Raw genomic sequence first — 23,585 nt, 5'->3', positions numbered from 1 at the left:
GCTTTGTTCCGAGGTTACGCTGTTTTATAATCACATAGAACCAACTCGCTAGGGGAGTTTCGACTGAGAGTCCGACGCGCTGCTACGGACAACCCTTTGAACCTGATCCGGATAATGCCGGCGTAGGGAAGCGTTCCACCATGGTCTATTCCACGACCACGGGCCGCTTCTGCGGCCTTTTTTGTTTACGCGATCACATCAGGGAGCCGGTTTCGACGAACCGGCACCCATACTCGGAGAACACAATGGAAATCATCGTCAACGGCGAAGCACGGGCTGCCACCCCCATGTCGATGCTTGAACTTCTTCGCTCCCTCGACATCGACCCCCGCCGGGTGGCGATAGAACTGAACCACGACATCCTCCCCAAGGGTGAATATGAATCCACCATCCTCAACGACGGAGACCGGATCGAGATCGTCCACTTCGTGGGCGGGGGATAACAAAGGAGACTTCCCATGTCCACTACGAACGACAAGCTGATCATCGCCGGCCGGGAGTTCAGCTCCCGCCTCATGGTCGGAACCGGCAAATACGCCAGCAACGAGCAGATGGTGGCGGCCCTGGAGGCCTCGGGAGCCGAGATCATCACCGTGGCGGTGCGGCGGGTGAACATCACCGACCGTTCCAAGGAGTCGCTCCTGGACTTCATCGACACGAAGAAATATACGCTTCTTCCCAACACCGCCGGCTGCTACACGGCCGACGACGCGGTCCGCACCTGCCGGCTCGCCCGGGAGGCGGGGATGAGCGACATGGTGAAACTGGAGGTTCTCGGCAACGAGAAGACCCTCTACCCCGACAACGAGGAACTCCTCAAGGCGGCCAAGATCCTTGTCAAGGACGGGTTCACCGTCCTTCCCTACACGAGCGACGACCCCATCGTCTGCAAGAAGCTGGAGGACATCGGCTGCGCCGCAGTCATGCCGCTTGGCGCACCCATCGGGAGCGGCCTCGGCATCCGCAACCCTTACACCATCCGAATCATCATGGAGACGGTAAAGGTGCCGGTCATCGTTGACGCCGGCGTGGGAACGGCCTCTGACGCGGCCATTGCCATGGAACTGGGTGTTGACGGCGTCCTCATGAACACCGGCATCGCCGGCGCCCAGAACCCCATCGCCATGGCCGAGGCCATGAACCTGGCGGTGCGGGCCGGACGGCTCGCCTACCGGGCGGGGCGCATCCCGAAAAAGCTTTACGCCACCGCATCGAGCCCCATCGAGGGGATGATTGAGTAGGATTGACTTTTCCCTCTACCTTATTACCGACCGTCGCCAGACGACTGGCCGGGACCTCCCCGCCGTGGTGGAGGAGGCCCTGGCAGGGGGAGTGCGGGCCGTACAGCTGCGGGAGAAGGACCTCTCCCCCCGGGAGCTTCTGGAACTGGCCCGTGCAATGAGAGAGCTGACCGGCCGCTACGGCGCGAAACTCATCATCAACGACCGGGCGGATATTGCCCTGGCGGCGGGTGCCGACGGGGTACACCTGGGGGAAGCAAGCATCCCCGCCGACACGGCACGACAGATTGTCGGTGCCTCCAGGCTCATCGGCGTTTCCTGCCACAGCAAGGAAGGGGCACTGGCCGCCGAAAAATCGGGAGCCGACTTCATCACCTTCGGCCCCGTCTACCCCACCCCTTCCAAAGCGGCCTACGGCGCACCGATGGGAGTGGAGCGGCTGGCCGAAACGGTGGCGCTCCTCCGCATCCCGGTCTTCGCCCTTGGCGGGATCAAGCGGGAGAACGCCCCGGAAGTCCTGGCAACGGGCGCAGCCGGCGTTGCCCTCATTTCGGCCATCATCGCCGCCGTCAACCCCAACGAAGAAGCCCGCGCCTTCCAGACTCTCCTGGAGCAGGGACGACGCACCGAGTAACCGATGCCCGATTCGCTCATCAACCCCGATCTCCGCTTCAATTCGTACGGCACCTACCTGCGCCGCCGCTTCGGCTGCCGCGTGAGCAAGGTGAACGTGGATGGCGGATTCACCTGCCCCAATCGCGACGGCACTCGGGGGACGGGGGGGTGCATCTACTGCGACAACGCCTCCTTCTCGCCGGGGGGCACCGTGGCCGAAATACCGATCGAGCTCCAGATGGCCGAGGGGATGGCCTATCACCGGAAACGCCTGGGGAGCGAGAAATTCATCGTCTACTTTCAGAAATTCACCAACACCTACGCCCCGGTGGAGCGGCTCCGGGACCTCTACACCCGGGCACTGGCCCATCCGGACGTAATCGGCATCTCCATCGGCACTCGCCCCGATTCCCTGTCGAACGAGGCCCTGGACCTTCTGGCCGATCTGGCAAGACGTCACTACGTCTGTATCGAACTGGGCCTCCAATCCATGGACGACGAAATCCTCCAACAGATTGGCCGTGGCCACACCCTGGCCGAATACCTGGAGGCGGTTGCACGGATCGAGGGACGGGGGATCGAGCTCTGCACCCACCTGATCTACGGCTTCCCCGGCGAGACCCGAGAGGGGTTCCTGCGAACCGCCGACCTGATGGCGGGGCTTCCCGTGAACTCGGTGAAGCTCCACCAACTCCACGCGGTGAAGGGGACACGGCTGGCGGAATTGTACCACCAGGGCGACTTCGTTCCCATCACCCACCAGGAGTACGTGGCCACCGCCTGCGACTTCCTGGAGATCCTGCCGCCGCGCATCGCCATCCAGCGACTCTACGGCTCGGCCCCCCTCGCCATCCGAGTTGCTCCCACCTGGGATCTGAAGAACAACCAGATGTGGTTTTCGATTGTAAACGAGTTGAAGCGCCGCGGCACCTGGCAGGGATGCCGGCTTACCGACTCATGCCTCAAGGCGGGTAACTTGTAGGGCGGGTCTCACACCCTCCCTTTTTTCAGGAGGAACATCATGACGTTTGCCACCCTGGCAGGAAGCTCCACAGAATACCCCGTCGGCAAGATCCTCTGCATCGGCCGCAACTATGCGGAACACATCAAGGAACTGGGCAACGAAGCCCCGGATGAGCCGGTCATATTCACCAAACCCGCCACGTCGGTCATCGGTGATGGCGACGCCATTGTGATTCCCCCCTACTCCAGGGACTGCCACCACGAAGCGGAACTGGCGGTCCTCATCGGGACAGCGGGGAAAGATATCCCCGTTGAACGCGCCCTGGAACACGTGGCCGGCTACGGCGTCGCCATCGACCTGACACTGCGGGACGTGCAGGCCGAGCTCAAGAAGAAAGGGCTCCCCTGGGACATCGCCAAGGGGTTTGACACCGCCTGCCCCCTCTCCCCCTTTGTGCCCGCCGACCGGGTCGCCGATCCGCAAGACCTGCGGATTATCCTGACCGTCAACGGCGAAACGCGCCAGGACGGCTCAACCTCCCTCATGATCCACACGGTCCGCGAAATCATCGGCCATATGTCGGGGATATTCACCCTGGAACCGGGGGACGTGATCCTCACCGGCACCCCCTCCGGCGTCAGCCCCATTGTTTCGGGAGACCGTCTCGTGGCTGAGATACCGGGCGTTGCCCGACTCCAGGTGTCAGTTAAATAATTCAAATACTCGAATTATTGATTTTATTCTCCGCACCGGGTTATTCTTGCTGGAATCGATATTGCCAGCACATTTACAGGAGGTGGGCAATGGAAACCCAGAAAACCTGCCCGGAGTGTCAGGGGACGATGTTCCTTCTTCCCGGCTGAGGGACCCTCTTCTGGCGGTGCCAGAAGTGCGGAAAGAAAATGCCGTTCTCGGATAAGGAGCCGGCAGGATGTTGCGGATGAACGGAAGGGGATGGAATCCATCCCCTTTCTGTTTTTTTGCCGTCACCATTTCGATTTCAGGCCTTGTCGCCGCTCTCTCCCGGATGGTAGAATCGGCGCCGCCCTTCTCCCGCGATCCGGGAGGATTCCGCTGTTATGCCAGGAAGCGGTTATCCTCACGGGATCGAACACATGCTCGGGTACGTCCTTTGCATATTTCCGGAGATAATCCGATTTCATGCATCAAACTCTGGACTGATTCATCCCCGATAAATCCTGGGTACGCCATCGCAGAAGGAGACCCCGATGACCAAAAATCTGCGCCTCGGCTCAAAGCTGATCCGCTCCTCGCTCCTTGCGGGCTTCGTCATTGCCCTGGTGGGCATAATCTGCGCCTATAATGCCGGCGGCACCCCCGCGACCCAGGGATACGCCCGGCTGACCCTGGGCATCTCCCTCATCAATGCGCTTCTTTTTCTCTTTGTCCTCTGGATGTTCACTGCCAGAAAAATGGTCGTCCGTGTCGGCAAATTGGCCGGTGCCATGGATCGTGGCGCCGAGGGCGATCTGACAATCTCGGTACGGGATGATACCGAGGACGAACTGGGACTGCTGACTACCAACTTCAACGTCATGCTCCAGCACCTGGCCGCGACGGTCACCAAGGTGAAGTCATCGGTTACAGAGTTGCGCGCCATTGCTGCGACGGTACGGGATGCGGCCGACCGGGGCGTTTCGACCGCGGAGATACAGGCCGAGGCGGTCCAGGGGACCACCGACGGCATCCACGCCATCGACCGGTCGGTTACTGATGTGGCTCTGTCAGTGGAACAGCTTTCCCGCACCGCCATGGAGAACTCCTCTTCCATCCTCCAGATGTCGGCAAGCATCGAGGAAGTGGCCGACCACGTGGAATCCCTGGCCAATGCCGTTGAAGAGGTGAGTTCTTCCATCATCCAGATGGCGGCGGCCGAGAAGGAGATAGGCTCCAACGCCTCCACCCTCATGAACGATGCCATGCGCACTGCGTCGCTGGTGGCCGAGCTTGATACCTCCATCAAGCAGATCGAGAAAAGCGCCGTGGAAACCGCCGCAATCTCCGAAGAAGTGCTGCGGGACGCGGAGCAGGGGCGCGAGGCGGTGGAAAGCACCATCTCCGGCATTGACGAGATCCGCCGCTCCTCACGCTCCGTGGGTGAAACCATCGAGACCCTGTCACAGCGGGCAGGACACATCGGCACCATCATTTCGGTCATCAACGACATCGCGGAACAGACTAAACTTCTGGCCCTGAACGCTTCCATTATCGCGGCCCAGGCGGGGGAGCACGGCAAGGGGTTTGCGGTTGTCGCCAACGAAATCAAGGAGCTTGCCAAGCGAACCACCAGTTCAACCGGCGAGATCGGCACCATCATCATGGGATTGCGGGAAGAGAGCGAGCGGGCGGTTGCTGCCATCAGGCACGCGGAACTGCGGATCACCGAAGGGGAGAAGCTTTCGTACCGTTCGGGGGAAGCGCTCCACAAGATCGTCGACGGGGTGAAGATGGCCGCGGGACAGGTGAACGACATCGCCCGCACTACCGTTGAGCAGGCCCAGGCCAGCGAGCACATGCGGAACGCCGTGGAGCGGGTGGCGGGAATGGTGGAACAGATCGCCCGGGCCACCGAAGAGCAGGCCTACGGCACGGGACTCATCACGGACGCCGTGGCCCGTATGAAGAGCGTCACGTCGCAGGTGCGCCAATCCAGCCAGGAGCAGCGCAACGCGAGCACTCTCATCGTCAGGTCCAGCGAGGGGATCACCGGGATGATCGCCACGATCCGCCAGGCCTGCCAGATCCAGACCCAGAGCACCGAAAAGATTGTCCAGGCGGTGGACAACATGGCGCGGACATCCGAGGGAAATGTGGAGACCACCCGGGTCATGGAAAATGCCGTCAACGGCCTCACCCGCCAGATTGACGAACTGAACGAGGCAATGACCGGGTTCCGGGTTTAGGGATTGCTATCAGTCGTCGGCCCGGTAGCCGATCCTGACCGCTCCCCAGTGTTTTCCGCCGACGGTTATGGGCGTTGACAGGTCGTTCATGACCTCCCCCGTGTCCCGCAGATAGGTCTGGAGCAGGAAACTCTGGGTGTGGGTGGCGCAACGGATGCCGGTCCGGTCGTTGAAGATCCGCTTGGTGCGGTTGTGGTCCTTGTCCACGGCGGCATCGCCGGTCAGGGGACGGGAATAGCGCAGGTTGTGGGAAGGGCAGTACCCCTCGCGATCGACACAGATGGCATAGTACATCCCACTGTCCCGGCCCAGGACCTCCTCCTGGACCGGCGAAACGAGTTCGTCAAAGAGCCGGTCGAAGGGGGTACGGTACTTCTGGGGAGCGGTGTTCGGAATCGGCGTGTAGTCGGTGCTGAAGAGGGCATCGATGGTGATCTTCCGGGCCTCCAGCGCCTTCTCGATGACCGCCGTCGCCCGGTCTCGCAGCTCCGCGGCATACCCCTTGACGGCATCATGGTAGCACCCCACGCTGAACCGGCCCACGGTTCCGTAGATTTTCTCGGCCGTTTCCGACAACTCGCGGAATATGTGGGCCGTCTCCTCCATCTGGCCATTCACCGCCCCTGCCGTGGCCGACACCTGGCCGATCTTCTCCGTGATCTCCACGGTCGTGGCGCTCTGCTCCTCAGTGGCCGTGGCAATCTGGCTGATCATGTCCGTTGAATCGGTCGCCAGCCGCAGGATCCCCTCCAGTTGCTGGCGGGCATGCCCCGCCTTCTCGACCCCTTCCTCAACCCTCGTTTTTCCCTCGTCGATGGATGTCACCACCGTCCCGATCTCTTCCTGGATGCTCCGGACAATGGCGGCGATCTGCCTTGTGGACGTAGCGGTGCGATTTGACAGGGTCTTCACTTCGTTGGCCACCACCGCAAACCCCCGCCCTGCATCGCCGGCCCGGGCAGCCTCGATGGCCGCGTTGAGGGCCAGAAGATTGGTCTGGTCGGCGATATCCTCGATAATTCCCACGATCTCACCGATCTGCCCCGAAGAAGTCTCCAGTTTCCCCATGGCTTCCAGGGTGCCGAGGACGCTGGTTCGGATCTGGTCGATGCTCAGGGAGGTCTCCTCCACGGTCTCCATCCCCACCTTTGCGGCCTGATCCACATTAATGGAAAGCTGTGCCGCCCGCTGGGTGGTGGCTGCCACATCGTTCAGGGTAGCCGACATCTCCTCTGACGCCACCGCCACCGAGGTGGAAAGGTCCTTCTGTTCCGCCGTAGAGGCGACAAGTCCTTCGGTCCCCTTGACGGTACGGCAGGCCGATATGGCGATGTGTCCCGCCTGGCTGTAGAGGGATGTCACAATCTCCCGCAGCTTGGCGATCAGCATGTTGACCCCCTCGGCAAGCTCTCCGAGCTCGTCGCTGGTCCGAACCGGCATCTGTGAGGTCAGGTCCCCCTCGCCGTGGGCGATGACCTGGATCCTGTCGGACAGCTCACGGATGTTCCGCACGATGGTCTGCCGGAAGAAGAGGTACAAGGTGCCGAGCATGATCAGGAAAAAAACAAAGCCGGTTGCAACAAGGGCAATGGTAAGGTTCCGCGCACTGACATAACCATCCTGAAGCGAGGTGGTGAGAAGAATCGCACCGGTGTACCGGGCTCCCTTCTCGTGGCAGGTGGTGCAGCGTTCCTCGTTCACCAGGGGGACGGCAAAGCTCAGGACATGCCTCCCGTCACCCAGGGTATGGCGCAGTTCCCCGGCACGGCCTGCCGCAATGGCTTCCGCAACCACCGGATCAGCAGCCGCACCCTTGTCCCCCGACGGCTTGCCTGCGGGACCGAACACCTTGAGATCGAGCACCTGCCCCTTCCCTTTCACCCGTGCGACATATCGGTTTATCACCGCCATGTCGCCTGACATCATGTTTTCAGCGATTTCCTGGGAGATGAGGGTTGAGAGGCCGCGGGTATTGGCAGCCTGGAGTTTCATCAGGGCGGTGTATTCAAGCCAGATGGCGGTTACGCCAAGGATGGCGAATCCCACGCAAAGGGTTGCCCCAATAATCCCCAGCACCTTGAACTCGAGCCTGTTACGCATCACGACACCTCTCTCCGATAACATGACTGCTAGTATCTTATCGGTACCGAGGGGCACTTCTTTAATTAATTTCAGAAACGTGTTTGATTATTAAGTTTTTAGGACAGGATAACGAAGTGTTACGGGCGGGTTCAACAAGGAAAGCCCCGGCGTGACCGGGGCTTTCCTTTGCAACACGGAAGAGTAACGGAAACTCAGTTCCCTTCGCCCAGGGCCGCGTGGGCAGCGGCAAGGCGGGCGATGGGCACCCGGAAGGGGGAGCAGGAGACGTAGTCAAGGCCGATCTTGTGGCAGAAAATGACCGACGACGGGTCGCCGCCGTGCTCGCCGCAGATGCCGAGCTTGATGCCGGCGCGGGTGGCGCGCCCCTTCTCCACGGCCATCTTCACGAGAATACCGACGCCGTTCTGGTCCAGGGAAACGAAGGGATCCTCCTCCAATAGCCCCGATTCCACATAGAACGGCAGGAACTTGCCGGCATCGTCCCTCGAAAGGCCGAAGGTGGTCTGGGTCAGGTCGTTGGTGCCGAAGGAGAAGAAGTCTGCCTCGCGGGCGATCTCGTCGGCGGTCAGGGCGGCCCGGGGAAGCTCGATCATGGTGCCGATGAGGTAGTCGATCTTCACGCCGTAACGGGCGATGACCTCCTCGCAGACCCGGACGGTGTTTTCACGAAGCCGCGCCAGTTCGCTCACCACACCCACCAGCGGGATCATGATCTCGGGGACGATGGTGAACCCTTCATTCTTGGTCAGCTCGCAGGCAGCCTCCATGATGGCCTGGACCTGCATGTCGTAGATCTCCGGGAAGGTGAGCCCCAGGCGGCACCCCCGGTGACCCAGCATCGGGTTGAACTCGTGGAGGTAGTCCACCTTGTTTTTGAGGGTCTGGGCCGTCACCCCCATGGTCTTGGCCAGGGCGTCCACATCCTTCTCCTCCTGGGGGAGGAACTCGTGGAGCGGCGGATCCAGGAGGCGGATGGTGACCGGCAGGTCCTTCATCTCCCGGAAGATGCCGAGGAAGTCACCCTTCTGCATGGGGAGGATCTTGGCCAGGGCCTTCGTGCGGCCTTCCACGTCCTCGGAGAGGATCATCTCACGGACGGCCGCAATCCGGTCCGCCTCGAAGAACATGTGCTCGGTGCGGCAGAGGCCGATCCCCTCGGCCCCGAACTCGCGGGCCACGCGGGAATCGTTGGGGGTGTCGGCGTTGGTCCGGACCTTGAGCGTGCGGTACTGGTCGACCCATCCCATGAGAACGCCGAAATCGCCGGTGAGCTGCGGCGCCACGGTGGGAACCTCGCCGAGCATCACCTCGCCGGTGGAACCATCCAGGGTAATCGTGTCGCCCTTTTTCACCACCTGCCCCTTGGCGGTCACGAACTGGCTGGCGGCATAGTCCACCTTGATGTCGCCGCAGCCGGCAACGCAGCACTTGCCCATGCCGCGGGCAACGACTGCCGCGTGGGAAGTCATGCCCCCCCGGGCGGTGAGAATCCCCTGGGCCGCATGCATGCCGTGGATATCTTCCGGGGAGGTCTCGACCCGGACGAGGATGACCTTGAGCCCCAGGCGACCGGCGGCCTCGGCCTCGTCGGCGGTGAAGACCACCTCGCCCGATGCCGCACCCGGCGATGCGGGAAGCCCCTTGGCGATGATCGTCCTGGGAGCCTTGGGATCGAGGGAGGGGTGGAGGAGCTGGTCCAACTGGGAGGGAGAGACACGCAGCACGGCGGTCTTCTCGTCGATGAGCCCCTCCTTCACCATGTCCACGGCAACCTTGATGGCCGCCTTGGCGGTCCGCTTGCCGTTGCGGGTCTGGAGCATGAAGAGCTTACCCTTCTCGATGGTGAACTCGATGTCCTGCATGTCCCTGTAATGCTTCTCCAGGATGCCGCGGATCTGGACCAGCTGCTGATAGCACTCGGGAAGCACCTCTTCCATGGCGGGGAGGGTGGCGTCCTTGCTGTTGGCGCGGTTGATGGGCTGGGGGGTCCGGATGCCGGCCACCACGTCCTCGCCCTGGGCGTTCACCAGGTATTCGCCGTAGAAGTAGTTCTCGCCGGTGGAGGGGTCCCGGGTGAAGGCGACGCCGGTGGCGCAGTCGTTCCCCATGTTGCCGTAGACCATGGACTGGACGTTGACGGCGGTCCCCCAGTCGGCGGGAATGCCGTTGAGGCGGCGGTAGGTGATGGCCCGCTGGTTCATCCACGAGCCGAACACGGCGCCGATGGCCCCCCAGAGCTGGTCCTGGGGATTCTCCGGGAAATCAGTACCGAGGGTCTCCTTGATCTTGGACTTGAAGGCCCCCACCAGTTCCTTCCAGTCGGCGGCGGTGAGGTCGGTGTCCAGGTGGACCCCCTTCGCCTCCTTCTTCTCCTCCAGCAGGTGCTCCAAGGCCTCCTTGTCCATTCCCATGACCACGTCGGAGTACATCTGGACGAAACGGCGGTAGGCGTCATAGGCGAAGCGCTCGTCGCCGCTCTGGGCGATGATCCCCTGCACGGTCTCGTCATTTAACCCCAGGTTGAGGATCGTATCCATCATCCCCGGCATGGAGGCCCGGGCACCGGAACGGACCGACACCAGGAGGGGATTCTTCGGGTCGCCGAAGGTGCGCCCCATGATGGCCTCCACCCTCTTCAGGTTGTTGGCCACCTCGGCTGCCAGGACCGATGGATAGCTCTTCTGGTTGGCATAGTAGTAGGTGCAGACCTCGGTGGTGATGGTGAAGCCGGGGGGAACCGGCAGTCCGATCGCGGTCATCTCCGCCAGGTTGGCCCCCTTGCCACCCAGCAGGTTCTTCATGTCGGCTTTGCCTTCTGCCTCGCCGTTCCCGAAGAAATAGACATACTTTTCAGCCATTGTACTCCTCCTCTGTGGTTGTGACGGTGACACCGCCGTTTACTGAAAGTCAAAACCCTTCAGCTGTATTAAATGTAATTAAGCGTAACTCAACAGAGATTCAGCCGGACTAAAACATAAAAAAAGCCGCCTAGCGTGGGCTAGGCGGCTATCTTGGCGAAGTCGGCGATGGCGCCGAGCATCCTGGCGATCCCGGTCAGGAGCGCCAGGCGGTTGGTCCGCACCCGTTCGTCCTCGGCCATGACCATGACCTTGTCGAAGAAGGTGTCGACGGGCCCCCGCAGGGCGGCAATCTCCGTGAGGGCTTCCAGATAGGCTCCGGCTGCGATCTTCTCGCGAACCGATGCGGCAACTCCTTGGACGGCATCGTTGAGGAGACCCTCGGCGGCGTCCTGGAAGAGAGCCGTATCCACAGGGGCGTCCAACCCTTCCTTCACGATGTTCCCGACCCGCTTGAAGGCCACGGCCAGGGGCTCGAAGTCGGGATGGGACTTGAACTCCGAGAGGGCCGCAATCCGGGCAGAGGCATCCACCAGGTCGGCACAGCCGGCGGCCACGACGGCATCCACCGCGTCGGCGGCATGGCGGTCGGCCATGAGGTTCACGAAGCGGCCCCGGAAGAACTCCAGCACGTCGGCTTTCACGTCGGCGGCCGAACGGGTGAGCTTCGCGGCCAGAAGCCCCAGGGCCGCGTCCACCTGCTCCTCCAGGGAGAGGCGGTACCCCTTGTCGAGGATGATGTTGATGATCCCCAGGGCCGAACGGCGCAGGGCATAGGGGTCGGCGGAACCGGTGGGGATGAGCCCCACGCCGAAACAGCCGCAGATGGTGTCCAGCTTGTCGGCCATGGAGACGAAGGCGCCGATGTCCGACGATGGCAGCTCGCCCCCGGCCTGGGTCGGGAGGTAGTGCTCGGCAATGGCCGCGGCCACCTCGGCGTCCTCCCCCTCGATGAGGGCGTACTCGCGCCCCATGATCCCCTGCACCTCGGGGAATTCTCCCACCATGCCGGAGACGAGATCCGCCTTGCAGAGGAACGCGGCCCGGGAAACCTTCGCTTTCACCGCCGGGTTCAGGAGGTCGGCCAGTCCCTCGGCCAGGGCGCGGAAACGCTCCATCTTCTCGAAGGAGGTGCCGAGCTTCTGCTGGTAGACCACGTTTTTCAGGGATTCGACCCGGGTCTCCAGCTTCACCTTCTGGTCCTCCTCGAAGAAGAACCGGGCGTCGGAGAGGCGGGCCCGGAGCACCCGCTCGTTCCCCTTGACCACGACGGTGGGATCCTCGGTGAGGGTGTTGTTTATGGTGATGAAGCCGGGCATGAGCTTGCCGGCGTCGTCGACAATGGAGAAGTAGCGCTGGTGGCTCCGCATGGAGGTGATGAGGACCTCCCGGGGAACCTTCAGGAACTCGGCGGAGAAGGTACCGTGGACCGCGCTCGGGTACTCGCAGAGGAAGGAGACCTCGTCCAGGAGCCCCTCGTCGGGGAGAAGATGCCCGCCAGCGGCCTTGGCCACCCGGTGGATCTCCCGGCGGATGATCTCCTGTCTCCGCTCCGGGTCGGGGATGACGAAGTGGCGCTCGCACTCCTCCAGGTAGTGGGCGTAGTCCCGCACCGGGAAGGGCTGGTTGGCCATGAAGCGGTGCCCCCGGGAAATGGTGCCGCTTTCGATGTTCCCGAAGGTGAAGGGAACCACGACACCGTCAAACAGGGCCACGATCCAGTGGATGGGACGGGCGAAGCGGACGTCAAGAGCACCCCAGCGCATGGACTTGCGAAAAGGAATAGTAGCAACAAGCCGCGGCAGGATCTCGGCCAGGAGCTCCGGCACGGGGCGGCCGCTCTCCTTGCGGACGGCGGCCACGTACTCACCCTTTTCGGTAGCGACAAGGGTCAGGGACGCCACGTCCACTCCCTGCCCCCGGGCAAACCCTTCGGCAGCCCTGGTGGGCTTCCCTTCGGCGTCGAAGGCCACGTTCTTCGCCGGCCCCATGGCCGTGATTTCCGCGTCGGGCTGGACCGCCGGAAGCCCCTTCGCCGCAAGGGCCAGGCGCCGGGGGGTGCCGAGGGTCCGGATGTCGTCGAAGGAGATGCGGGCATTCTCAAGCTCCTTCGCCAGAAGGGCCTCCATATCGGCCATGGCCTTCGGGATGAAGCCCGCCGGAATCTCTTCGGTGCCTATTTCAAGGAATAACTCTCTTGCCATGAATAACTCCGGAATTCAGAATTCAGGAGTCAGGAGTCAGGAGCCAGAACGAAAAAGCTTTTCTTCTGGATTCTGAATTCTGACTTCTGGCTACTTCTTCAGCAGCGGGAAGCCGAGGCTCTCGCGCAGTTTCAGATACCCTTCGGCACAGAGGCGCGCAACGTTCCGCACCCGGCCGATGTAGGAGGCCCGCTCGGTGACCGAGATGGCTCCCCGGGCATCCAGGAGGTTGAAGGTATGGGAACACTTCATGACGTAGTCGTAGGCGGGAAGCACGAGTCCCCGCTCCACCAGCCGGACGCACTCCTTCTCGTACATGGTGAAGAGTTGGAGGAGCATCGCCACGTCCGCCTCTTCGAAGTTGTACGTGGAGAACTCCACCTCGCTCCGGTGGTGGATGTCGCCGTAACTGACCCCCTTGACCCACTCCAGGTCGTAGACATTGTCCACTCCCTGCAGATACATGGCGATCCGCTCGCAACCGTAGGTGATCTCCGAGGAGACCGGCTTCAGGTCGATCCCGCCGGCCTGCTGGAAGTAGGTGAACTGGGTGATCTCCATGCCGTCGAGCCAGACTTCCCAGCCAAGGCCCCAGGCGCCCAGGGTCGGGGACTCCCAGTCATCCTCCACGAAGCGGATGTCGTGCTTCTGGGGATCGATGCCGAAGGCTCGCAGTGAATCCAGATAGAGATCCAGGATGTTCAGGGGGGACGGCTTCATGATGACCTGGAACTGGTAGTAGTGCTGGAGCCGGTTGGGGTTCTCGCCGTAGCGGCCGTCGGTGGGGCGGCGGGAAGGCTCGACATAGGCAACGTTCCAGGGCTCGGGTCCGAGGACGCGGAGGAAAGTGGCAGGGTTGAAGGTACCGGCACCCTTCTCGGTGTCGTAGGGCTGCTGTATCACGCACCCCTGCTTGGCCCAGTACCCCTGGAGGGAGAGAATCAGGTCTTGAAAGGTCAAAACGGCTCCTCCGTCGGCATAAAAGATGAGAGTTCTTTACCCGTTATAAACAGTGTTTGATGAAACTTAAAAAGAGTCCAAGTTACGGGCAATTAGAGTCGGAAAGATTACATTGTCCGGCGGGTCGTGTCAAGGATTAATCGGGTTCAATCTGTTTCAGAAAGACGAGGGAGTTGAGGGGACGGGTGAGGTGGGCGGCAATGGCGCCGTCCAGGAGGGTGCCGGCCTCCCGCAGGGACTGAGGAGAGAAGAGCACAGCCCCGAACCGCCCCGTGGCGAGGCACCGACCCAGGAGCGCCGCCGCTTCCGGCCCGACCGATGCGCCGTACCGTCCGCAACTGGCGCAGAGGATCATCCCCGATGCTCCGGCGCGCCGCTCGGCAGTTGCCGGAAGCTCCACGCCGCAGGAGGCGCAATGGTCCAGGGATATCCGGTAGCCAAGGATATTGAGGAAGTTGGCCTCGAAGAAGCGGCGGTCCGACGGCAGCGGCTCCCCCTGGTCGAGCCGCTCCAGATAGGAGGACAGGAGCCGAAAGAGCCGGGGGGTCGGCGCCCCGTCGGGAAGGTAGCGGTCCACGAGCTCCACGGCGTAGCCGGCGAGGCCGATGGCGCGGAGGTCACGCCGAATACCGGGATAGAGGGTGACGATATCGGCCCCCCGGAGAGAGGAGAGCCCTTCCCGCACCACCAGCTCCACGTCGATGCGGGCGAAGGGCTCAAGGGCCGGGCCGAAGCGGCGGGCGCTCCGCTTGGCCCCCTTTGCCACCCCCCGTAGCTTTCCGTACTGGAGCGTGAAGAGAGTGACGATGCGGTCGCTCTCCCGGTAGTCCATGGCGGCAAGAACGATGGCTTCGGTGCGGGTCGGTTCCATGTGGGATACGGTAGCACCGTGACGCCGCCACCGTCAACGTCCGCCAAAACATTGGAAACAAATAATGCGCTACCCCCTTGACCGCCCCCGCCAGCTCATGGTAGTTGAAAAAGACTTTCATTTTTATCTCCAGTTGCGGTACCACAGCGCTTCCCCCCAAAGCGCGCGATAACAGCCGTACGGGGAGCAGTGCACCCGCACACTGAATATGAATTTCATTTTCTTGACTTTTTTCGGAGAGATGGGCTCCGCCAAACGGTGAGTCCATCCCCTAATGCACCCCATCACAGGAGGAATTTCACCATGAAGAAACGCTTCATCATCCCCGCAGCCGCGTCTATCCTGTTCGCTGCCGTCCCCATGGCCCGGGCCGCCACAGTGGAGGAGCTCCAACGCCAGCTCGACGACCTGGGCAGTCAGGTCAAGACACTCCAGGCGGAAAAGGCTGCAAAGCCCCCGGCCTCAGCCCCACAGGGCGAAGGCTACCTGAGCAGACTCTGGGACCGGACTCGAATCGGCGGCTACGGCGAGCTCGACTACATCATGAAGAGCGACAACGGCAACGGCAAGGGGGGCAACACTTTCGACCCGCACCGCTTCGTCCTCTACGTCAACTCTGATCTGGCCGACTGGATCACCCTCAATACGGAGCTTGAGTGGGAGCATGGCGGGGTCAACGACGAGGTGGCCGGCAATGAACTCTCCGGCGAGGTGGTCGTCGAGCAGGCGTTTCTCGACTTCAAACTGTTCCGCCCCCTCAACGTAAAGGCAGGAATCATGCTCGTGCCGCTGGGGGCCACCAACCTCGACCACGAACCTACCAACTTCAACTCCACCGAACGGCCGGAGCTTGACCGGTACCTCATCCCCTCCACCTGGCGGGAGATGGGAATCGGCATCCACGGCGCCCTCGGCGACAGGGCCGACTACCAGCTCCTCGTCATGAACGGCCTTGACGGCAAGGGGTTTTCCGCCCAAAACGGTCTGCGCGACGGCCGCCAGAACCTGAACCAGGACAGCAACCGCGGGAAGGCGGTCACGGGACGCCTGGAACTGCGCCCCCTCACCAACCTCTATACCAACTTCTCCTTCTACACCGCCAATTCGGCATCCAAAGGGTCGGACAACGCCTATACCACCCTCCTTGCCTTTGACGGCAAGTACCGCATCAGCGACTTCGAGATCGCCGGCGAGTACGTCCAGGTGATTCAGGACAAACCGGCCCTTCTGGCAAGCGACATCGGCCACCGGATGTCGGGCTACTGGGTCGAAGGGGCCTACCACCTGATGCCCGCTGCCCTGAAACAGGGAAAACTTGCCGAAGCCGACCTGGTCGCCTTTGCCCGCTACTCGGAATTCGACACCCAGCAGGGGAGCATCGCCGACCCCACCACGGCGAGCGGCAAATATGACCGGAACTACACCACGTTCGGCGTCTCATTCAAGCCGGTCCCCACCGTAGCCATCAAGGCCGATTACCAGATCTACGACGATCACCGCGGCGCGGGTGAAAAACCGCTGGACAACGACAAGTTCCAGCTAACCCTCGGCTTCGTCTTTTAGCAGGCCCCCAATAGCGAAGGGCGCCCGGCCATCCGGACGCCCTTCGTTGTTTCCCACTCGCCTATCGCATCCTGAACCGCGCCAGGAGCTTCCCCACATATTTATTGATGGGATGGTTGCGGTGGAGTCGCCGGAAGGGTGGCGGCTTCCGGGTGCCGATCCGGTTCAATTCGGCGACAGCCTCCTCTCCTGCCCCGCGCCGCACCCCCTCACGCAGAATCTCGACCGCCTCCATCCTCATGCCGGCCAGACTATAGATGCGCCCGAGGTTCTGGTAAAGGAGCGGGTTGTGGGGCTCACGGGCAATGGCCTCCCGGGCCAGCGCGATGGCATCGCTGAACTTCCCGCGGGTTTTCGCCTGACAGAGGGCAAGGTATGAACTGGCAGCGGGATGCTGATTCACCCGGGCCACATGCTCGAAGCAGCTCCGCGCCAGATAAACCTGGTCGTGCCCCAGGGCCTCTATCCCCCGCTCAAACCACTCCTCCACACGTGACGTTTCCATGATGCGCCTCGCGGTTTCCGTTGCAACACTGACAGAACTTGATTCAACCTGTCTAATTCAAGATTCAAGCCAGTGATATAACGATATCCCGTAAGTCGCAAAACGCCTCAAAATCACTACAACTACTTAAAAAATAAATTCATTATCACTACTAGGCATTAACAAATCGCGACACTCACTCAGCTATTTAACAACAAAACAGTCTTACCTATACAAATCACGACCCCACCACGAGCACCCCCGCCCCCCGGATCGCCCCTCGCCGGAGATCGGCCAGGGCCTCGTTGGCGGCCTCCAGGGGATAGGGCTGCACCTCGGTCCGGACCGGCACCCGGGGGGCGAGGGAGAGGAACTCCGCCCCGTCCCGGCGGGTAAGGTTTGCCACCGACCTGATGCTCCGCTCCCCCCAGAGGATGTCATAGGGGAACCGGGGAATGTCGCTCATGTGGATGCCGCCGCAGACCACGATGCCCCCTTTTCCCACGGCCCGCAACGCCGCCGGCACCAGTTCCCCTGCCGGGGCGAAGATGATGGCGGCATCCAGCTCATCCGGAGGCCGTTCCTCGGCGCTTCCCGCCCAAACGGCCCCCATCTCCCGCGCAAAGGCCTGCCCCTTGGCATCGCCGGAGCGGGTAAAGGCGAAGACCTGCCGCCCCTGGAACCGGGCCACCTGGGTGACGATGTGGGCCGCGGCGCCGAAGCCGTAGACCCCGAGACGCTCCGCATCCCCCGCCATGGTCAGGGAACGGTAGCCGATGAGCCCGGCGCAGAGAAGCGGCGCCGCCTGCAGGTCCGGGTACCCGTCGGGAATGGGGAAGCAGAAGCGGACGTCGGCCACCGTGTACTCGGCAAAGCCGCCGTTACGCTGGTAGCCGGTAAAGAGGGCGTGGTCACAAAGGTTCTCGCGCCCGGACCGGCAGTGGCGGCAGGTGCCGCAGGTGGCGCCGAGCCACGGCACCCCCACCCGGGTTCCCTCCGCGAAACGGCCGACGCCGGCGCCGCTCCGCACCACGCTCCCCACGATCTGGTGACCGGGGATGAGGGGAAGCTTCGGCTCCGCCAGCTCGCCGTCCACAATGTGGAGGTCGGTGCGGCAGATGCCGCAGGCATGGACCTTCAGGAGCACCTCCCCGGGACCCGGCTCGGGGACCGGCACCTCGGCAAGTCGCAGGGGCTTCCCCGACCCGTCGAAGATCATCGCGCGCATGTCATACCTCCACGAACCGCTTGAGCTCCTGCCTGAACCGCGCCTCGTCGTCGAACACGATCCCACGCATCCCCCGGCTCTCGGCCCGCACCACGTTGGCGAGCATGTCGTCCACGAAGACCGCCTCCCGGGGGACGATCCCCAGCTCCCGGGCCACGTCGTCGAAGAGGGACGGATCCCGCTTCCCCTTGCCGAGCCGGTAGCTGTTAAAGACCCGGTCGAACTCCCGGAAGAAGCCATCACGCCGGTCGAGCCATTCGAGCCAATCGGTCTGGTCGCTGACGATGGCGGTAATGTACCCCTTTGCCCGCAGGGCCCGGACGAGTTCCAGCATTTCGGGGCGAAGGACGAAGCGGTCGAGGACGAGGGCCGACAGCTCCCGATCGCTCCCCCGCAGGCCAGCCCGCTCCCGCATCAGGCTCCAGAATGCGGTTTCGCTCCCCTTGCCGAGGACGTAGCCGCTCCCGTAGACCACCTCCATGCCGACGCCGTGCACCGCGATGGGGTCGAGCCCCTGGCGCCGAGCGATCTCGAAGAGCCCCTCCCGGAACCCCTCCTCGGCCAGCACTCCCCCATAGTCGAAGAGGACCGCCCGGATATCCTCCGCCGTTTCTCCGAGCCGCACCCGAAAGAGGGTCTGCCACCGCATGGCATCGCGCCAGCCGGTGACCGGGTCCGGGGCCACAATCTTCACCTCGTCGAAGCGCATCTCCTCCCGGTCCAGGGAGACGGTGCCGGCCGCCATCTCCTTGGCCGCCAGGGGGATGTCGGCATAGAGGAGCGACAGGTGCGGCACGAGTTCGTAGCCCGAATCCCGGGCAACCGCACCCTTCACCGCTTCGTGGAGCCTGCGCAGCCGGGGATCCTCGCCGAAGGAAACGAAGAGGGTCTTGAAATACTCCTCGGTTACGCCAAGCCCTGTCACTCGCAGGGTGATGGGCCCTGTCTCCGCCGCGGCCCCGGCAAGGGCCCGACGCACCGGTTCCAGCTCCGCATCCTCGGTGTAGTTCCCGCCATAGACCGTCACGTGGGGCTCAAAGAGGGGTGCGTCGTAGCGGGCGGCAAGCTCGGCGATTACCCCCTCGGCCCAGCGGCGGTCATCCTTGGCAGGGACGAGGAAGACGGAAAAACGGCGGCTGTTCACGGCGTCAGTTCCCTCCGGCGCTCGAAGGTGACGAAGGAGTGGCTGGGCTCCCCCTTCCCTTCCTCCCGGGACGTTTCCTCGAAATCGGCGGGAAGCTCGGGAAAGGTGGTGTCACCCCCAAAGGCGTGGTGAATAACGGTAAGATGGATGCGGTCGGCCAGCGGCAGCGCCTCCCGGTAGACCTGTCCGCCGCCGCAGATGAAGACCTCTCCCACCGGGCCAGCCAGGGCCAGGGCCTCGGCAAGGGTCCGGGCAACGGCCGCCCCCGCGGGGGCGTACCCCTCCTGCCGGGTGAGGACAATATTCAGCCTCCCCGGCAGCGGCCTTCCAATGGCTTCGAAGGTCTTTCGCCCCATGATGACCGGATGCCCCATGGTTATGGCCTTGAAGCGGGCGAGATCGTCGGGGAGGTGCCACGGCATGGCCCCCTCCTTCCCGATGACCCGGTTCTCAGCCATGGCGGCGATGACGGTGACGGTCATGCCGGCTCCTCGAACTCCATCACCTCGCTCGTGGTGATGGGTCTCCGCTCGGTGAGGTAGCCGTGCCACTTGAGGAGCATGTCGAGGAGGGTCACCACCGCCAGGATGGCCATCAGCACCACCAGGCCGGCGTTCATTCTCAAGGTGAAGGCCTCGGCGGCCGTGGCGGCTGCGGCGGCCTTGCCGAGGAAGCTGCCGGTCAGTTTCCACGCGGCGGTGAAGGTGGTGGCGTACATGAACGCCATGGGGAGGACCGTGGTCCAGGCATAGCGGGCCTTGCCGCTCTTGATGAGGATCGTGGTGCCGATCCCCAGGGCGATGGCTGCCAGGAGTTGGTTCGATACCCCGAACATGGGCCAGATGGTGGAGACGTTGCCGGACCAGATCAGGTACGACCAGGCAGCCACCACGAGAAAGCTGGTGATGATGATACCGTGGAGCCAGTTCTGCTGGCCCAGGCGGGGGAAAGCCCGGCTCCCCAGCTCCTGGAGGAGAAACCGCGCCACCCGGGTGCCGGTATCGACGGTGGTGAGGATGAAGAGGGCCTCGAACATGAGGGCGAAGTTGTACCAGTAGGGCATGAGCCCCTTCATGCCGGGGAGGGACGAGAGGATGGAGGCCATCCCTACGGCAAGGGAGACGGCGCCGCCGGGGCGGCCGGCCACGTCGGTCCCCACCATGGCCGACAGCTCACGCACCCGTTCCACCGGAAAGCCCAGGGCCGCGATGGCGTCAAAGGAGAGCTTCGTGTTGATGGCGAAGTAGTCCCCCGGGATGAGAATCGTGGCCGCCACCAGGGCCATGACCGACACGAACCCCTCGGCCAGCATGGCACCATAGCCGATCATGGGGATCTCCCGCTCGCTCATGATCATCTTCGGCGTGGTCCCCGAGGAGATGAGGGAATGGAACCCCGAAACCGCCCCGCAGGCGATGGTGATGAACATGAAGGGGAAGAGCTTCCCCGGGATGATGGGGCCGCCGCCGGCCACGAACCGGGTCATTGCCGGCATCTGAATGGTGGGGGCCATGAAGACGACCCCGAAGGCCAGGAGGATCACGGTGCCGATCTTCATGTAGGTGGAGAGGTAGTCCCGGGGGCAGAGGAGCATCCAGACCGGGAGGATGGAGGCGATGAGGCCGTAGGCGGCCATGGCGAGGGTCAGCCCCCCTTTACCAAGGCTGAAGAAGGGCTCCAGGGGGGAGCCGGGGATATAGTGGCCACTGAAGACCGCCGCCAGGAGGAGCACGAAGCCGATGGCGCTCACCTCCCCCACCCTGCCGGGACGGATCCTGTAGAGGTAGAGCCCCATGAAGAGGGCGATGGGAATGGTGAGGAAGATGGTAAAGGTCCCCCAGGGGCTCTTGGCCAGGGAGTTCACCACCGCGAGCCCCAGACCCGCCAGGGCCACGATCAGGATAAAGAGGATGGCCAGGGAGGCCGCCAGCCCCCCCACCGGGCCGATCTCGTCCTTGGCGATCCGGGCCAGGGACCGGCCGTTGCGCCGCACCGACGCCGCCAGGATCACCATGTCGTGCACCGCCCCCACCAGCACGGCCCCGATGAGGAGCCAGAGGAACCCGGGAAGGTAGCCGAACTGGGCCGCCAGCATGGGGCCGATGAGGGGGCCGGCCCCGGCGATGGCGGCGAAGTGGTGGCCGAAGAGGACCCAGCGGTTGGTGGGGTGGTAGTCCATGCCGTCGGCCAGGCGCCGGGCCGGCGTTATCAGGCGGGGATCGAGGGAGAGGACTTTGGCTGCCAGGAAGGCGCCGTAGAACCGGTAGGCAACCAGGTAGAAACAGGCGGCGGCCGTCACGAGCCAGAGGGCGTTCACCTTCTCCGCCGGGTTCGCGACGCCGGCCACCACGGCAAGGGAACCGGCCGCAACCGCAGAAATCACCAGCCAGACAAGCTTTCCGACCATCTATCCGCCTCCTTTGCCGTACGTCGGGCCAAGACACAGGACGCTTCCGCCAACGCACTGCCATACACCATGTAAAAAACTTAACAGAAAGTCGAACAAGCCTCAACGATTAATGGAGTGCCTTGATTTTATTAAATTTTTACAGACTGTCTTTTTCCCTCTGAACCAAACTTCATCCTCGCCGATAAGAATAGAGAAACGCCATCGTAGGGGCCATCAAAACCATGGGCAGTTCGAAAATTCTTGTAGTAGACGATCAACCGGTCTTTCTGGTTGTCCTCGAAAAGCACCTCCGTGGGGGTGGATTCACCCCCGTATCCGCTTCGAGCGGGACAGAGGCATTGGCCATCCTCGAGCAGCAGGAGGTTGACCTGATCATCTCCGATCTGATGATGCCGGGCATGGACGGCCTTCAACTCATGGAGCAGGTGCGCACGCGCCATCCCGGCATCCCCATCATCGTCCTCACCGGCCACGGCAGCGTCGAAAGCGCCGTGGGGGCCATGCGCCGGGGAGCCTACGATTACCTGGAGAAGCCCTACAACCCGGACGTCCTGCGCATCACCATCCGGCGCGCCCTCGACCATCATCACGCCATCCGCGAAAATCAGCAGATCGCGGGGCTGCTGCGGGAACGGTTCACGTTCCAGAGCATCGTCACCGTCAACCCGGCCATGAAGGATATCCTGGGCTTGGCGGCCAGGGTCGCGTCGGTCCGTCAGACCACAGTGGCCATCTACGGAGAGAGCGGCGCGGGCAAGGAGGTGCTGGCGCGGGCCATCCACTTTGCCGGCAACGGGCTTCCCGCCGGCTTTGTGGCGGTCAACTGCGCCGCCATTCCCGAGCATCTCCTGGAAAGCGAGCTCTTCGGCCACGTCCGGGGAGCCTTCACCGGCGCCGACCGGGACCGGGAAGGAAAGTTCAGCCTGGCCCGTGGCGGGACGATTCTCCTGGACGAGATCGGCGACATGCCCCTGCCGCTCCAGGCAAAGCTCCTGCGGGTCCTCCAGGAGCGGGTCTTCGAGAAGATCGGCAGCAACACCCCTGTTCCGGCCGACTGCCGGGTCATCGTGGCCACCAACCGCAACCTGGCCGGACAGGTTGCCTCCGGACGGTTCCGGGAGGACCTCTACCACCGGATCAACGTCTTCCCCCTTACCATCCCCCCCCTCCGGGAACGCAAGGACGACATCCCCCTCCTCTGTGAGCACGTGCTCGATCAACTGCGCCAGCACCTGGGCAAACCGCTCCCCGGCATCTCCCAGAAGGCGATGGATGTCATGCTCGACTACCGCTGGCCCGGCAACGTCCGGGAGCTGCGCAACTGCCTGGAGCGGGCCGCCATCCTCACCGACGGCGAACTCATCCGCCCATCCCACCTGGGGATCGGCATGGCGGCCGACGACGATATCCAGGCCGGGAACAACGCCGACACCATCACCTACAACCTGTCACTCCCCGCGGACCAGATCTCCCTCGACGCCCTCACCGCCCGGATCCTCGCCATCACCCTGGAGCGGTGCGGCGGCAACAAGTCAAAGGCCTCCCAGCTCCTCGGGATCAACCGCAAGGCCTTCTATCGTTCCTGATTCGCCCCCCCTCACTCCCCTCGGGAAATATCCTCTCCGCCCCATTGTCCCCCCCATGACCACACTGTCCCCGCAGGGGACAATTGTCTGAACGCCGACCAGCACAACCGCCTGAAATTTGTAGCTTTCGTGGTTTGGCACTGGTCCTGCGAGGTAAAGAATAGCAGCACAGTCAACTGTCCCGGTGCGGGACAAAAAAGGAGAGGGAACCATGTCACAGGAAGGGGTGGAAAAATTCTTGGGGCGCCTGCTGACGGACGATGCCTTTCGGCACAGGGCGGAGAGTTCCCCTGCCGATGCCTGCCGTCTGGAAGGATACACTCTCAGTGTCGAGGAACTGCAGGCGATCCGGGGGGAAGATTTCGCGCGGATCGATTCGATTGCACGGCTGCTCGACAGCCGCATCAAGCGCTTTTCCCGCGCGTAGCAC

The 23,585-nt window shown here is 63.0% G+C and carries 19 protein-coding genes and 1 riboswitch; of the genes, 9 read left to right on the top strand and 10 right to left on the bottom strand.

Translation table 11 applies throughout. The features are described from left to right. Nucleotides 1-40 precede the first annotated feature (40 nt). Nucleotides 41-146, top strand: a riboswitch (TPP riboswitch). Nucleotides 147-245: 99 nt separating this feature from the next. The 6 genes from thiS (at nucleotide 246) to KI811_RS12995 (ending at nucleotide 5,744) form a co-directional block, all read left to right on the top strand. Continuing rightward, on the top strand, nucleotides 246-443 hold the full coding sequence (gene thiS, locus KI811_RS13020; RefSeq protein WP_214186913.1) for a sulfur carrier protein ThiS: 198 nt from the start codon (nucleotides 246-248) through the stop codon (nucleotides 441-443). Nucleotides 444-458: 15 nt separating this feature from the next. Continuing rightward, nucleotides 459-1,241 (top strand): thiazole synthase, encoded by a 783-nt coding sequence (locus tag KI811_RS13015; protein ID WP_214186912.1) that lies wholly within the window; start codon nucleotides 459-461, stop codon nucleotides 1,239-1,241. Further along, nucleotides 1,234-1,875 (top strand): thiamine phosphate synthase, encoded by a 642-nt coding sequence (gene thiE / locus KI811_RS13010; RefSeq protein ID WP_214186911.1) that lies wholly within the window; start codon nucleotides 1,234-1,236, stop codon nucleotides 1,873-1,875. Before KI811_RS13015 ends, thiE begins: the two co-directional genes overlap by 8 nt. Nucleotides 1,876-1,878: 3 nt before the next feature. Beyond that, nucleotides 1,879-2,838, top strand: coding sequence for a tRNA modification radical SAM protein MnmL/YtqA (gene mnmL / locus KI811_RS13005; RefSeq protein ID WP_214186910.1), 960 nt, complete (start codon nucleotides 1,879-1,881; stop codon nucleotides 2,836-2,838). 39 nt (nucleotides 2,839-2,877) lie between these two features. Further along, the gene (locus tag KI811_RS13000; protein ID WP_214186909.1) at nucleotides 2,878-3,534 is read left to right on the top strand and encodes a fumarylacetoacetate hydrolase family protein; all 657 of its coding nucleotides are present in this window, start codon (nucleotides 2,878-2,880) and stop codon (nucleotides 3,532-3,534) included. Nucleotides 3,535-4,049: 515 nt separating this feature from the next. Beyond that, entirely contained in the window at nucleotides 4,050-5,744 is a 1,695-nt protein-coding gene (locus KI811_RS12995) for a methyl-accepting chemotaxis protein (RefSeq protein ID WP_214186908.1), read from the top strand. A 9-nt stretch (nucleotides 5,745-5,753) separates the two neighbouring features. On the opposite strand, the gene KI811_RS12990 is transcribed toward KI811_RS12995, so the two are convergent. The 5 genes from KI811_RS12990 to recO all read right to left on the bottom strand — a co-directional run bounded on the left by KI811_RS12990 (nucleotide 5,754) and on the right by recO (nucleotide 14,740). After that, a complete protein-coding gene (locus tag KI811_RS12990; protein ID WP_214186907.1) occupies nucleotides 5,754-7,844 on the bottom strand; it encodes a methyl-accepting chemotaxis protein in 2,091 nt (696 codons plus the stop codon). A gap of 194 nt (nucleotides 7,845-8,038) precedes the next feature. Beyond that, complete coding sequence (gene ppdK, locus KI811_RS12985) at nucleotides 8,039-10,705, bottom strand: pyruvate, phosphate dikinase (RefSeq protein ID WP_214186906.1); 2,667 nt, start codon at nucleotides 10,703-10,705, stop codon at nucleotides 8,039-8,041. Nucleotides 10,706-10,845: 140 nt separating this feature from the next. Further along, nucleotides 10,846-12,909 carry a glycine--tRNA ligase subunit beta gene (gene glyS, locus KI811_RS12980; protein ID WP_214186905.1) on the bottom strand — a complete coding sequence of 688 codons (2,064 nt, stop codon included), beginning with the start codon at nucleotides 12,907-12,909 and terminating at the stop codon, nucleotides 10,846-10,848. A 90-nt stretch (nucleotides 12,910-12,999) separates the two neighbouring features. Beyond that, a complete protein-coding gene (gene glyQ / locus KI811_RS12975) occupies nucleotides 13,000-13,869 on the bottom strand; it encodes a glycine--tRNA ligase subunit alpha (RefSeq protein ID WP_214186904.1) in 870 nt (289 codons plus the stop codon). Between the two features lie 136 nt (nucleotides 13,870-14,005). Next, nucleotides 14,006-14,740, bottom strand: a complete 735-nt coding sequence (gene recO, locus KI811_RS12970) for a DNA repair protein RecO (RefSeq protein ID WP_214186903.1) — start codon at nucleotides 14,738-14,740, stop codon at nucleotides 14,006-14,008. A gap of 303 nt (nucleotides 14,741-15,043) precedes the next feature. Between recO and KI811_RS12965 the strand changes: the two genes are divergently transcribed. Beyond that, nucleotides 15,044-16,303 (top strand): porin, encoded by a 1,260-nt coding sequence (locus tag KI811_RS12965; protein WP_214186902.1) that lies wholly within the window; start codon nucleotides 15,044-15,046, stop codon nucleotides 16,301-16,303. Nucleotides 16,304-16,364: 61 nt separating this feature from the next. Here the strand turns inward: KI811_RS12965 and KI811_RS12960 are convergent, their stop codons facing one another. The 5 genes from KI811_RS12960 to KI811_RS12940 form a co-directional block, all read right to left on the bottom strand. Then, entirely contained in the window at nucleotides 16,365-16,808 is a 444-nt protein-coding gene (locus KI811_RS12960) for a tetratricopeptide repeat protein (protein ID WP_214186901.1), read from the bottom strand. 217 nt (nucleotides 16,809-17,025) lie between these two features. Continuing rightward, the gene (locus tag KI811_RS12955) at nucleotides 17,026-18,015 is read right to left on the bottom strand and encodes a zinc-dependent alcohol dehydrogenase family protein (protein ID WP_214186900.1); all 990 of its coding nucleotides are present in this window, start codon (nucleotides 18,013-18,015) and stop codon (nucleotides 17,026-17,028) included. A 1-nt stretch (nucleotide 18,016) separates the two neighbouring features. Continuing rightward, entirely contained in the window at nucleotides 18,017-19,159 is a 1,143-nt protein-coding gene (locus tag KI811_RS18915; RefSeq protein ID WP_214186899.1) for an HAD-IA family hydrolase, read from the bottom strand. Then, nucleotides 19,156-19,641: a dihydrofolate reductase gene (locus tag KI811_RS12945; protein WP_214186898.1), complete on the bottom strand. Its 486-nt coding sequence runs from the start codon at nucleotides 19,639-19,641 to the stop codon at nucleotides 19,156-19,158. Before KI811_RS12945 ends, KI811_RS18915 begins: the two co-directional genes overlap by 4 nt. Beyond that, on the bottom strand, nucleotides 19,638-21,566 hold the full coding sequence (locus KI811_RS12940) for a carbon starvation CstA family protein (RefSeq protein ID WP_214186897.1): 1,929 nt from the start codon (nucleotides 21,564-21,566) through the stop codon (nucleotides 19,638-19,640). Before KI811_RS12940 ends, KI811_RS12945 begins: the two co-directional genes overlap by 4 nt. Nucleotides 21,567-21,790: 224 nt before the next feature. Between KI811_RS12940 and KI811_RS12935 the strand changes: the two genes are divergently transcribed. Both KI811_RS12935 and KI811_RS12930 read left to right on the top strand, forming a co-directional pair. Next, a complete protein-coding gene (locus KI811_RS12935; protein ID WP_214186896.1) occupies nucleotides 21,791-23,155 on the top strand; it encodes a sigma-54-dependent transcriptional regulator in 1,365 nt (454 codons plus the stop codon). Nucleotides 23,156-23,366: 211 nt separating this feature from the next. After that, nucleotides 23,367-23,582 (top strand): Franean1_4349 family RiPP, encoded by a 216-nt coding sequence (locus tag KI811_RS12930; RefSeq protein WP_214186895.1) that lies wholly within the window; start codon nucleotides 23,367-23,369, stop codon nucleotides 23,580-23,582. Nucleotides 23,583-23,585 lie beyond the last annotated feature (3 nt).

Origin of the sequence: Geobacter hydrogenophilus (genome assembly GCF_018501225.1) — a bacterium.
GTDB lineage: Bacteria > Desulfobacterota > Desulfuromonadia > Geobacterales > Geobacteraceae > Geobacter > Geobacter hydrogenophilus.
Note: the sequence above shows the minus strand (reverse complement) of the source record. Positions and strands in the feature narration are given on the sequence as shown.